Origin of the sequence: Shewanella sp. ALD9 (assembly GCF_002836315.1) — a bacterium.
Classification (GTDB): domain Bacteria; phylum Pseudomonadota; class Gammaproteobacteria; order Enterobacterales; family Shewanellaceae; genus Shewanella.
In genome coordinates, this window is the sequence record NZ_PJCD01000003.1 from 63,224 (window position 1) to 76,016 (window position 12,793).

At 39.4% G+C, this 12,793-nt stretch carries 12 protein-coding genes; 10 read left to right on the top strand and 2 right to left on the bottom strand.

The window, feature by feature from the left end; genetic code table 11:
- The first annotated feature begins 4 nt into the window (after positions 1-4).
- The 9 genes from ileS (at position 5) to CXF88_RS07995 (ending at position 11,008) form a co-directional block, all read left to right on the top strand.
- Positions 5-2,827, top strand: coding sequence for an isoleucine--tRNA ligase (gene ileS / locus CXF88_RS07955; protein ID WP_101086380.1), 2,823 nt, complete (start codon positions 5-7; stop codon positions 2,825-2,827).
- 22 nt (positions 2,828-2,849) lie between these two features.
- The gene (gene lspA, locus CXF88_RS07960; protein ID WP_041413659.1) at positions 2,850-3,353 is read left to right on the top strand and encodes a signal peptidase II; all 504 of its coding nucleotides are present in this window, start codon (positions 2,850-2,852) and stop codon (positions 3,351-3,353) included.
- A gap of 2 nt (positions 3,354-3,355) precedes the next feature.
- Entirely contained in the window at positions 3,356-3,799 is a 444-nt protein-coding gene (gene fkpB, locus CXF88_RS07965; protein ID WP_101086381.1) for an FKBP-type peptidyl-prolyl cis-trans isomerase, read from the top strand.
- 42 nt (positions 3,800-3,841) lie between these two features.
- The gene (gene ispH / locus CXF88_RS07970) at positions 3,842-4,771 is read left to right on the top strand and encodes a 4-hydroxy-3-methylbut-2-enyl diphosphate reductase (protein ID WP_182744784.1); all 930 of its coding nucleotides are present in this window, start codon (positions 3,842-3,844) and stop codon (positions 4,769-4,771) included.
- A gap of 283 nt (positions 4,772-5,054) precedes the next feature.
- Entirely contained in the window at positions 5,055-5,606 is a 552-nt protein-coding gene (gene pilV, locus CXF88_RS07975) for a type IV pilus modification protein PilV (RefSeq protein ID WP_101086383.1), read from the top strand.
- Between the two features lie 8 nt (positions 5,607-5,614).
- A complete protein-coding gene (locus CXF88_RS07980) occupies positions 5,615-6,595 on the top strand; it encodes a PilW family protein (RefSeq protein ID WP_101086384.1) in 981 nt (326 codons plus the stop codon).
- Positions 6,596-6,621: 26 nt separating this feature from the next.
- Entirely contained in the window at positions 6,622-7,071 is a 450-nt protein-coding gene (locus tag CXF88_RS07985) for a PilX N-terminal domain-containing pilus assembly protein (protein WP_101086385.1), read from the top strand.
- Between the two features lie 2 nt (positions 7,072-7,073).
- Entirely contained in the window at positions 7,074-10,613 is a 3,540-nt protein-coding gene (locus CXF88_RS07990) for a PilC/PilY family type IV pilus protein (protein WP_101086386.1), read from the top strand.
- Complete coding sequence (locus tag CXF88_RS07995) at positions 10,613-11,008, top strand: type IV pilin protein (protein ID WP_101086387.1); 396 nt, start codon at positions 10,613-10,615, stop codon at positions 11,006-11,008. The genes CXF88_RS07990 and CXF88_RS07995 overlap by 1 nt, the downstream gene beginning before the upstream one ends.
- A gap of 71 nt (positions 11,009-11,079) precedes the next feature.
- Here CXF88_RS07995 and CXF88_RS08000 read toward each other — a convergent pair whose 3' ends face one another.
- Both CXF88_RS08000 and CXF88_RS08005 read right to left on the bottom strand, forming a co-directional pair.
- Positions 11,080-11,592 carry a GspH/FimT family pseudopilin gene (locus tag CXF88_RS08000; RefSeq protein WP_101086388.1) on the bottom strand — a complete coding sequence of 171 codons (513 nt, stop codon included), beginning with the start codon at positions 11,590-11,592 and terminating at the stop codon, positions 11,080-11,082.
- A 116-nt stretch (positions 11,593-11,708) separates the two neighbouring features.
- Positions 11,709-12,224, bottom strand: coding sequence for a GspH/FimT family pseudopilin (locus tag CXF88_RS08005; protein WP_101086389.1), 516 nt, complete (start codon positions 12,222-12,224; stop codon positions 11,709-11,711).
- A gap of 228 nt (positions 12,225-12,452) precedes the next feature.
- On the opposite strand from CXF88_RS08005, the gene glnB reads away from it, so the two are divergent.
- Entirely contained in the window at positions 12,453-12,791 is a 339-nt protein-coding gene (gene glnB, locus CXF88_RS08010) for a nitrogen regulatory protein P-II (RefSeq protein WP_101086390.1), read from the top strand.
- The last annotated feature ends 2 nt before the right edge of the window (positions 12,792-12,793 follow it).

Sequence of the window (12,793 nt, forward strand, 5' to 3'; positions counted from 1 at the left end):
ATCAATGAGCGACTATAAATTTACTTTGAACTTGCCGGAAACAGAGTTTCCGATGCGCGGTAATTTGGCAAATCGCGAGCCAGAAATGTTAAATAGCTGGACGCAAGACGGACTGTATCAACAGATCCGTGATAGCCGTGCTGGCCGTAAACCTTTCATTCTTCATGATGGCCCTCCATACGCCAATGGCAGCATTCATATTGGTCACTCGGTAAACAAAATCCTTAAAGACATCATTATTAAGTCTAAAACCATGTCAGGTTTTGACGCGCCTTATATTCCAGGCTGGGATTGTCATGGATTACCGATTGAGCTTAAAGTTGAGCAAAAAGTCGGTAAGCCAGGTGTCAAAATTTCTGCGGCAGAGTTTCGTGAAGAATGTCGTAAATATGCCGCTATCCAAGTTGATGGCCAACGTGATGACTTCATTCGTTTAGGTGTATTAGGTGATTGGCAAAACCCTTACCTAACCATGGACTTTTCAACCGAAGCGAATATTGTCCGTTCATTGGCAAAAGTAATTGAAAGCGGTCATTTACACAAAGGTGTTAAACCTGTGCATTGGTGTACCGACTGTGGTTCAGCACTTGCTGAAGCTGAAGTGGAATACGAAGATAAAACATCTCCAGCCATCGATGTCGCTTTTGTGGCGGTTGATAGCCAAGCCGTTGCAGCTAAATTTGGCGTAGAAAATTATGCTAAACCAGTAGCAATGGCAATTTGGACCACGACCCCATGGACGATTCCTGCAAATCGTGCATTAGCGTTAAGCCCTGAGTTAGATTACAGCCTGGTTGAATTTGTTAAGAATGGTGAAACGACTACCTTGATATTAGCTCAAGTTCTGGTTGAGTCATGTCTTGAGCGTTACAGTGCAGAGTCACACACTATTTTAGGTGAAGTAAAAGGCGCAGAACTTGAGTTAATGCGTTTTAATCACCCATTTTATGCGTTTGACGTGCCTGCTATTTTAGCCGATCACGTTACTACTGACGCAGGTACCGGTATTGTACATACAGCACCAGGCCACGGTCAGGACGATTTTATTGTCGGCCAAAAATACGGTTTGGAAGTCGCTAACCCTGTTGGCGACAATGGTGTTTATAAGCCAGACACTGAGTTTTTTGCTGGTCAGCATGTATTTAAAGCCAACGCCAATGTGGTTGCGCTGTTAGAAGAAAAGGGCGCATTACTTCTGCATGTTGCTATACGCCATAGCTATCCACATTGCTGGCGCCACAAAACACCAATTATTTTCCGTGCCACGCCACAATGGTTTATCTCTATGGATAATCATGGTTTGCGTTCACAAGCGTTAAAAGAAATTGAACAAACGAAGTGGATCCCTGATTGGGGCCAAAGCCGTATTGAAAAAATGGTAGAAAACCGTCCAGACTGGTGTATTTCACGTCAGCGTACTTGGGGCGTGCCTATTACGTTGTTTGTACATCGTGAAACGGATGAATTACATCCAGACAGTGTTTCATTAATGGAACGTGTAGCGCATCGCATTGAACAACAAGGCATTCAAGCTTGGTGGGATTTAGATGCCAGTGAATTGTTAGGTGATGAGGCAGATCAATACCGCAAAGTGACTGATACATTGGATGTATGGTTTGACTCAGGTTCATCATTCTCATCTGTTGTCGCAGCGCGTCCAGAGTTTCATGGGCATGACATTGACTTGTATCTAGAAGGAAGCGATCAGCATCGTGGTTGGTTTATGTCATCATTGATGATCTCAACCGCTATGAATGGTAAAGCACCTTATAAGCAAGTGTTGACTCATGGTTTTACCGTTGATGGTAAAGGCCGTAAGATGTCAAAATCTGTTGGTAACGTGATAGCTCCATTACAAGTAATCAATAAGCTAGGTGCTGATATTTTACGCCTGTGGGTTGCTGCAACTGATTATAGTGGCGAAATGACGGTATCTGACGAGATTTTAAATCGTAGTGCTGATGCATATCGTCGTATTCGTAATACTGCCCGTTTCTTGCTTGCTAACTTGAATGGCTTTAACCCAGAAACGGACATGATCGCATCTGAAGACATGGTCGCGTTAGATCGTTGGGTTGTTCGCCGTGCAGCAGTACTGCAACAAGAAATCATCGAAGCGTATGATCAATACAACTTCCATTTAGTGACTCAAAAACTGATGCAGTTTTGTTCTGTAGAGCTAGGCAGTTTCTATCTTGATATTATTAAAGATCGCCAGTACACCGCTAAGCAAGAAGGGCATGCACGTCGTAGCTGTCAATCTGCGCTTTATCATATTGCCGAGGCAATGGTTCGGTGGATGACGCCAATTTTAAGCTTTACCGCTGATGAAGTGTGGCAATTATTACCAGGTAAACGTGAAAAGTATGTGTTTACCCAAGAATGGTATCAAGGCTTAGAAGCCGTCACTCTTGAAAGTGATTTAAGCGATGATTATTGGGAAAAACTATTAACTGTCCGTAATGAAGTTAATAAAGTACTCGAACAAGCGCGTCGTGATAAACGTATTGGTGGTTCATTAGAAGCTGAAGTGACATTATTCGCTGATGCCGATTTAGCGGCTGAGTTAGCTAAAGTGGGTGATGAGTTACGATTTATCCTTATTACCTCTAAAGCAGCTGTTGCGGATATGTCACAAGCGGGTAGTGATGCCATCGAAACTGAACTAAGTTCGCTTAAACTAGTGGTAGCCAAAAGTAGCGCCGAGAAGTGTGAGCGTTGCTGGCACTATCGTGAAGAGGTTGGCACCATTGAAGCTCACCCAACATTGTGTCAACGCTGTGTGACCAATATTGAAGGTGAAGGCGAGAAACGCGAATTCGCTTAAGGAAACATTGATAATGAGTACTGTGCCATTAACTTGGAAAGACAGTGGCTTGCGTTGGTATTGGGTAGCTGCATTGGTGTTTTTAGCCGATCAGCTATCTAAACAATGGGTCCTGAGCAATTTTGAATTGTATGAGTCTATACAGCTTTTGCCGTTTTTTAATTTCACTTACGTGCGAAATTACGGTGCAGCATTCAGTTTTTTAAGTGAAGCTGGTGGGTGGCAACGTTGGTTGTTTACCATTATTGCGGTCGGTTTTAGTACCTTGTTAACAATATGGTTGCGTAAACAATCTTATTCGTTATGGCGCAGTAATTTAGCCTTTACCTTAGTTATTGGCGGCGCATTAGGTAATTTGGTTGATCGTTTAATGCATGGTTTTGTAATTGATTTTGTCGATTTTTACTGGAATACCAGCCATTACCCTGCATTTAATATTGCCGATGCAGGCATCTTTATTGGTGCGGTACTGATCATTTGGGAATCATTTAGACCCGACGCAAAGCCATCGAAGGAGCAAGATTAACTGTGACAGATTTAAATAAGCAAGACAGTCATTCATTAATATGTCATATGAATATTGTACTGGAAGACGGGTCCACAGCCGACAGTACAAAATCATCTGGCAAGCCTTCACGTTTAAATATTGGTGACGGTAGCCTAAGTCCGGCTTTTGAAGACGAACTGAAAGACTTGAAAGAAGGTGATAAGCACACATTTACCTTAGCGGCAAAAGACGCTTTTGGTGAGTCAAACCCTGATGCGATTCACTATATGGACAGAAGTCGATTTCCTGCAGATATGAAGCTTGAAGACGGTGTTATTGTGAGTTTTGCGGGTCCTGGTGGCAGTGAAATACCGGGTATCGTTCGCGATACTGCTGGTGATTCAATTACCGTCGACTTAAACCATCCACTCGCAGGACGCACGCTTACGTTTGAACTTGAAGTTATTAGTGTCATAGCTGAGTAAAAAAGGTATCACATGCTAAAAGTTGATCCGACGTCTCCAGAACTGAGTATTTTATTGGCCAACCCTCGTGGTTTTTGTGCCGGTGTTGACCGTGCTATCAGTATTGTTGAGCGTGCTTTAGAGTTATTTGAACCACCAATTTATGTACGCCATGAAGTGGTACATAACCGATATGTGGTTGAAAACCTAAAACAGCGTGGTGCTCTTTTTATTGATGAACTTGACCAAGTACCAGACAACAGTATTGTTATTTTTAGTGCTCACGGTGTATCACAAGCTGTGCGTAAAGAAGCTAAAAATCGTGGTTTAAAAGTCTTCGATGCGACATGTCCTTTAGTGACAAAAGTACATTTACAAGTGACTCGTGCAAGTCGTAAAGGTATTGAGTGCATTTTGATTGGTCATGAAGGCCATCCAGAAGTTGAAGGCACCATGGGACAATATGATAATCCTAAAGGTGGTGTTTATCTTATTGAGTCTCCAGAGGATGTTAATAATCTTCAGGTCAATAACCCAGACAACTTATGCTTTGTCACTCAAACAACACTTTCTGTTGATGACACCTTAGATATTATTACTGCATTGCAAAAGCGCTTTCCTTCAATTGAGGGGCCGCGTAAAGATGATATTTGCTACGCGACGCAAAATCGACAAGATGCTGTACGTAGTATGTCTTCCGAAGTCGATTTATTGATTGTTGTCGGTTCTAAAAATAGCTCTAACTCAAATCGATTACGTGAGCTGGCTGAAAAAACAGGTACGCAATCTTATCTCGTTGATACCGCTGCTGACGTTGAGGCTGTGTGGTTTGATGGTGTGAAAAAAGTAGCAGTAACTGCTGGTGCTTCAGCGCCTGAGGTGTTAGTGCAACAAGTTGTTAACGCGATAGCTAAACTTGCACCGAGTATTATTACTGAAGTTGAAGGCCGTAAAGAAGACACTGTATTTGCAGTTCCAGCTGAATTACGTTAATTGTTACGTTCACAATCACGTTAGTTATTTGTTTTATTTCAATATGTTAAAGATATTAACCCGCAACTTAATTTAGGTTGCGGGTTTTTTGTACTTGAAAAATAAACCGAGTATAATACCGATAAATTGTTTTGAGCTATTAATCATGCTTAATATACAAAATTGATACTATCTGATTACATTTAACTCAGCTATCATCTATATATTAAGTAATACTAGCTTGGCGTAACAAAATTTAAGGTCGTATTCTCTAATATTGATCTTTGCAGGGGGTTTGACGCTTATGTCACCTAAAAGGAATGGATTTTCCTTGATTGAAGTTATGGTCTCACTGGTTATTCTGGTGATAGGCCTTATTGGCATTTTTAATCTTCATATTATATCAAAGCAAGGCAGTTTTGAGTCTTTTCAGCAAACTCAAGCCTCGTATTATGCTAATGACATTATTAACCGAATGCGATTGAATCGAAGTCAGTTAAGTTCCTATGGTACAGCAAGTGGCATCAGTTATTCTGGTACATCATTAACAGTGCCTTCTAAACTCTGTACTGGCGCTAGTTTATGTTCACCAGCAGAATTGAAAGTATGGGATGTGTATGATTGGCAAACAGAATTTATTGGTTCATATGAGAAATATTCAGGTGTAAATGTTGGCGGTTTAGACACTCCCGTCGCTTGTATTTTTGTAAAACCTAGAGAAGTTATTGTTGTCTTCACATGGAAAGGGATTAGAGATATGTCTACCGATAGCACAGGACATAGTTCTGAAGCGATTAGTTGTGGAACAAGTGATAAAAAACGTCGAGTGTTCGAAGTAAAAACGGCTATAATTTAGGTGATTAAATGCAATTAAATATTTATAAACATAGCGGTATGTCACTGGTCGAGTTGATGGTAGCCATGCTGATCAGTTTATTTTTAACTGCTGGTCTTTTTACCATGTTTAATATGTCTTCGAGTAATGTTACAACAACGAGCCAGTTTAGTGAACTTCAAGAAAACGGTCGTATTGCGCTTGTGTTAATGGAAAAAGATATTAGCCAACTCGGTTTTATGGGAGACATCACGGGAACTGATTTGATCTTTAACGTGAACGCAGCAGTTAGTGCAACCGCTATAACTAATGATTGTATCGGTGCAGGGTTAAATAATTCAACGTTTCCACTAAACGTCCCTGCACATTTCAGACGATTATGGGGATATGAGAAAATAGCTTCAGGTCCAGCGCTGAGTTGTGGCAGTTCTTTTACCCCTCAAGATAATACAGATGTTATTCAAATAAAAAGACTTGTTGGCCCTTCAGTGCTTGCAGCAAATAGACAAGCTACCCGATATTATGCGGCTGTGACATCAAACGCAATTAATTTTTTTGACGGCAATGGTGCTGTACCCAATATGTTAAACAGTAGGCTGTGGGAATATCAGCATCATGTTTATTTCATCAAAAACGATGGTTCGATCCCTGTTTTAAGACGAAAAACACTGACGATTACAAATGGAATGAATAATGAAGATCAATTAGTTGAAGGTATCGAGAATATAAGAATTCTTTATGGTTTCGATAATAATGGTGATTCATCTCCGGATCGATTTATACCCGCTAGTGCTGTAAGTACGTTTATGTGGGATAACCAGGGTTTCCAAAGGTTAGTTGCATTAAAACTGTTTGTAATGGTTCGAACAAGCCAAGAAGATAAAAGCTATGATAATAAAATAATCTACAAATTAGGTGATAAAACCATAGGACCCTTGAATGACCATTATCGTCGAAAAGTTATGTCAACGACAGTAGTATTGGAAAACCCAGTTTTAATAAATAGTTAATTTTACTCACCTGAAAGGTAAATATAATGATTAGATCTTTAAAGAAGCAACATGGAATAGTGTTGTTTTTTTCACTAATTGTTTTGGTATTAATGACCATTATAGGCGTCGCATTGGCTGTTAATTCGACTCAATCACTACGAATGGCGGGTGCTGGAACAGATCGTTTAGCGGCTATGTCACAAGCTAACGGTGCGTTGGATCTAGTTATTTCACAAAGCGTGGCGAAAAAGTTTGCAACGGATACAGTTTTTACAAATAGTGCTGAATTAACGGGGACACAAGTGATAACAGCCTTACCAATAAGCAATCCAGGTATTGAAGTTAATTGTCAGCGCTCAGAAAAAGCGACCGCTGCTAATTTAGTTAATTGCCGTCGTTTAGAAATATCCAGTTCAGCAACTTTTGGCCGCAGTGGTTTAGGCCAACTAACAGTTACATCAGGTATTGAGCAAGAAGTGCTCGCAGGGAGTTAATTATGTTAATTAAGCATATATGTTTCGCAATTGGATTTGCTTTTATTGGCGCCTCTGCTAACAGTTTGGCAGACGACACTGAGTTGTATGTTTTGGAGGCATCTATTAGAAGCCAAGACAACCCCCAAGTACTGGTTATTTTAGATACTTCTGGGAGTATGGGTGATAACGACTTTACAGCTCCTCGATTTCACGCCCAAGGTAATATCAAGAACAATACAAAGATTTATTACTCCTACAATGCAGCTGATGTGCCTTTAGCTTCGAGCACTCAATATTTTGAATACTCTAAGAATGGATGTGCTTCTTCGAAAGGTTTTTTAGCCGATTATGGGGTTTATACAGGGTATTTTCGTCAATATAATAGCTCGAAATGGAGTTTATTTCCGTTGACCGATGGAACCGGAATGACAGCAATTGATTGTTATGAGGATATTGCAGAAAACAATAATAGTAATGCATCCTCTTATTCCAATGGTTTTCCTGTCGATGGTTTAACATCGCCATATGATACCGACATTGAAAAAGCTAAATTAACCGAGTTAGGTTTAGGCAAACCCATATATATTTACACCAAAGACTATATTGATTGGTATCACGATACGAGTAAGCCGAATGGTGTGAGTAATCGTTTATCTTATACTCGAATGGATGTGGCGAAGCGCGTTATTGAAGAAATGATAGTCAATACGCCAGGAGTAGATTTTGGTTTAGCTATTTTTAATAAAAATAGTGATAATAGTAAAAACGGAGGCCGCATTATTTCTGGTATCAAGGCAGGAACTATTGCAAATAAGAATAGTTTAATCGATAAAGTAAAAGATTCAATATCAATCAACGGTAATTACACACCGCTGTGTGAAACTTTATTTGAAGCCTATAGTTACCTTTATGGAAAAAATATAAAGTTTAGTCGACAAACCGGTGGCTCAACGGGTAATCCAACCTTTGATACCAGTATTGAAAATAATAACAACACTAAATATATCTCGCCGTTTGTCGATAAAAAATGTCAGTCTAAAGCTTCTATTATTTATGTAACTGATGGTATACCCAATAATGATGTGGCTGCTGATTCGGACATTGGTTTACTGCCTGGGATCAAAGTGACCGATGGTATAGATGTTGTTTGGAATAGACGTACCACAACGAACTTATTGCCAGCTTTGGCTGGGTGGATGTATAGAAATGACGTTAATCCTAATATATCAGGTGATCAAACTGTAACGACTTATACCATTGGGTTTAGTGAGGGAGCCACTGAAGCGAAACCGCTGCTTGAAAAAACGGCATTGTTAGGCGGAGGGAAATTTTATGAAGCTAACTCGGCTGCAGCATTACAAGTTTCCCTTCTTTCTGCTCTTGCTGCGATTCAAGAGGACAGTGCTAGTTTCTCATCGCCATCGGTTGTTTTAGATAAAACTCAAACGGGTAATGCAGCATATTTTGCCATGTTTCTACCCACAACTGGGCCTCGATGGTCTGGTAATATTAAAAAATTTAAGGTAGAGGCTGATGGCTCGATAGTTGATCGAAATGGTGCAAGAGCTATTGATGATACAGGTGCTATATCTAAGACAGCTTGTTCACTTTGGACAGACCCAACAGTATGTTCTGCAACAACATATAATGCTGCCGATGCGTCAGTTGGTGGTGTCGCTGCCAAGTTAAGATCGACTTATAATTCTTCTGTATCAACACGTAAGGTATTGACTAATATCGGTTCTACAGGTGCTTTAGTCCCATTATCAAAAAGTAACATCCAACTAAACAGTGCTGTAAACACAGATACTAAACTTGCAACACTAATGGGTGTCACAGATGGCAATATTGAAAGCACGTTGGATTGGGCCAAAGGGGTAAACATTGATCAAGAGAAAATAGACCCTAATGACACAACCGCACCTTATATTCGCCATGATATTATGGGAGACCCTTTACACTCTAGGCCTTTAGTGATTAATTTTGGTACGGTTTTATCCCCCAATAATAGAGTAATTGTTGGAACAAATCATGGCTATTTGCATATGTTTAAAGACATAGAAAGTGCTGATGGTAAAAGTGATAGTGTTGTTGAGTCTTGGGCATTCTTACCCACAGAGCTTTTAAAAAATATCAAAGGATTAAGAGATAACCCAAAAACGGGTGTCCATTCCATTTATGGTTTTGATGGTACGCCTGTACCGTATATTGAGAGAAACTCTAGCGGGTTGATAACAAAAGCTTGGTTGTTTTTTGGTATGAGACGTGGTGGCTCATCTTATTATGCACTTGATATTTCTGCTCCCGATGCTCCAATTTTGAAATGGATATCACAAAGTGCAGACTTCCCATTAATGGGGCAATCTTGGTCTAAACCTGTGGTAACAAAAGTGCCAGGTTGGCCGTCAGGAGCTGTAACTGCAAACAGCGCAAAACCAGTTTTGATTGTGGGCGCTGGATATAATCCGACAACAAAAGATGGTCCAGGTGTTGGTGCAATTGATAGTGGTGTTGGCTCTGGTGCAGGATTATATATTATCGATGCAGACACGGGCGTCAGGGTTCATAGCTTTGGTGCATCTGGAACTAATACGGTAATGTCAGGTTTAGCTGATAGCATACCTAACTCAGTTGCAGTATTAGATAGCAATAGCGATCAGTTGACAGACCGTATTTATGCTACAGATACCGGCGCTAATGTATGGCGAATTGATATGCCAAGTTTACCGACTTCTTCATCAAGTCCTTGGAGTGCATTTAAATTTGCTAGCTTAGGTAGTAAGGGGTCAACTGAAACTGATATACGATTTTTCTCCGAACCTGTCATAGCTCAAACTGCGTTTAGCAATGTACAAGCATATACTCATACAACAGGTGCACAAACTGGTACGACAACTTATGAGTATCAAAACGTGCCGTATGATGCGGTAACGATTGGTTCTGGACACAGACCTCATCCGTTAGATAAGGTTAGAAAAGACCGTTTCTTTGTATTACAAGACCGAAATATTGTGTCTAAATCATTTAGTAGTGCTGCAGGTAATACGGCACCAACAACATTACAGTTAAGCAATCTTTACGATGTCACCACTAGTTCACCAGTAACAGATACCGAAAATCTTGCTTTTGGTGAAAAACGGGGCTGGTACTATAATTTTAAATCTGTGGGTGAGAAATCGTTATCAGCTTCAACCATTGCAAACGGAAAAGTGTTTTTTACCTCATACGTACCGGAAACAGGCGCGACAGCTAACGCTTGTATTGTGCCAGGTCAAGGCCGTTTGTATCCTTATGATTTACATAAAGGTACTCGTACCTATGTGCATACGGAGGATTATTTTGAAACCGGTGAGCAAGTTCCTGATACGCCAACGCTAGTAATTCCTAACAATGGAACAAACGAAAGTTATATGTATTTAATCGGGATTGGTGATGCAGCCAATGACATGATTAAAAAAGATGAATATAAAAACGATGGCTGTGCCGCAGGTGATGAAAAATGTATAGGTGGTGGTCTAGGTGTTAACCGAATTTATTATCATGTTAATGAGAATCAATAATGAATCATTCAGCAAAAAAAGGTTTTACACTTATTGAATTAATGATATCAGTTGCAATAGTTGGTATTTTAGCTGCAATTGCATATCCTTCTTACACACAGTTTGTGGCTAAAGGTGCGCGAGCAGATGCGCTTGCGGGTTCAATGCATGTCGCTAATCTTCAAGAGCAATATTATATAGATCATCGTGTATTTACTAATGACATGACTAAATTAGGATTAAATGCAGATCCTTGGAAAGTTGAAAATGGCTTTTTTGAAATAGATACTACTTTAACTGTTGGTGGTTATTCTATTATTGCTACAGCTATAGGTGTTCAGGCAACAAGGGATACTGCATGTGCTTCTATTACATTAAGCTCAACAGGAGCTAAAACGCCTGCAGCTTGTTGGTGATTATTAGTCAAAAATCAATGATAATATGAAATGATAGATGGAAGTAAAGTATATGCTTTACTTCCACTGTTTTATGAGCAATTTACCGAGGTTGTTATGGTTTGAAGCCTCCCTGAAACACTGAGAGAAAAACCTTTTGAATCGTTGCTTGTTTTAGATGTTGGGCAATAGTTTATAGTGTTACTTGCGGAGTTAGTCGACATTCCATCGGGAGTGTAGCTGAAGCTCAAGAAACTGGATTTTATAAAGTCATTCGTGTTGAACGCGCCAATTTCTTTTAATACCGTGTCAGTGCTCTCTTTTGATCCGAATGGGGCGTTATCAATAAAAATACTGTATCCATTTATCCAATTAGTGTTACATGTAGAGCCAGATAAAGGACAAACTGTAACCCGAACTCCTAAACTGACAGCTTGAGAGCGAGCGAAAGTGAACGAGTTCTCGATTGAATCTATCGAATTAGATGATCTTACTTTATCGTATACTGAACTTAACGAAGGTATTGCCACTGTTACGAGTACAACCGCAATGGTAACGGTTACCATTAGTTCTATAAGAGTAAATCCATTTTCTAAACGCTTCATACTGTTCACCCTATAGCGATACTTGGTTAGTTTAACATCACTAAGTATAACTAAGGATTAGGTTAAATACCTGATGTTTTTTACTTAGCATCATGTACTTATCAATTAAGTCTTGGTTATTCAGGTTTGCATACAATATTTTTTTTCTTAGAAAAGCGTATTCTTCCCGCTTGATTGATTATTACAGCTTTAGAGTATTGATTGTTAATGTCATCAGGACAGTATACGAGTGTACCATTGGTACCTGATGCTAGCCCGTCTGGTTGGAACCTTATCGATTTACGGTTGTACTGTATTATATCATTTTCATTAAATTCATTCGTTTCACGTAATAAAATATCATTTCCATCTATTACATTTTTCTGTCCAGAATCAATAAATACCGTTAAACCAATAGACCAATCTGTATTGCATTTACCTGACGATATCGGGCAAACTGTTACTCTTGTGCCGTAGTTTATGGCAGTATTTCTTGCAAAAGATAAAGTATTTTGAATTAATCTAATATTGCTGTTAGCTCGTACGTTTTGGTTTATCGCTAACATTGAGGGTAGGGCTATCAGCGTTAGCAAGCTAAAAATTGAAAGGGTAGTCATTAACTCGATAAGATTAAAGCCTTTAGCATTATTCATTACATCATCCTTGATTAAATACAGTTAATCTAATTGTGTATTATTTAATCAATTGTAGTTGATGTTTTCAATTGTGCACAAAAGGGACTATTTTGAAAAAGTCATAAATAGCAGCAGTAAGTTGCTACACTTTCTAGTAATATATTTACATAAAAGTATGAAACGATAATTTATGCTCAATTATTACTTGTTTAATGCGAATTTTATAAATAAGCCCTGGAGTATTTAATGAAAAAAGTCGAAGCGATTATTAAACCGTTTAAACTTGATGACGTGCGTGAGGCACTTGCTGAAATTGGCATTACGGGTATGACGGTATCAGAGGTTAAAGGCTTTGGGCGTCAGAAAGGCCACACAGAGCTTTATCGTGGTGCAGAATATATGGTTGATTTTTTACCTAAGGTAAAAATTGAATTAGTGATCCAAGATGACATTCTGGAACGTGCGATTGATGTTATCGTTGATATAGCCAGAACAGGTAAAATTGGTGACGGTAAAATATTTGTAACTGATATCGAACGCGTGATTCGTATTCGCACTGGCGAAGAAAATGAAGAAGCAGTATAAGG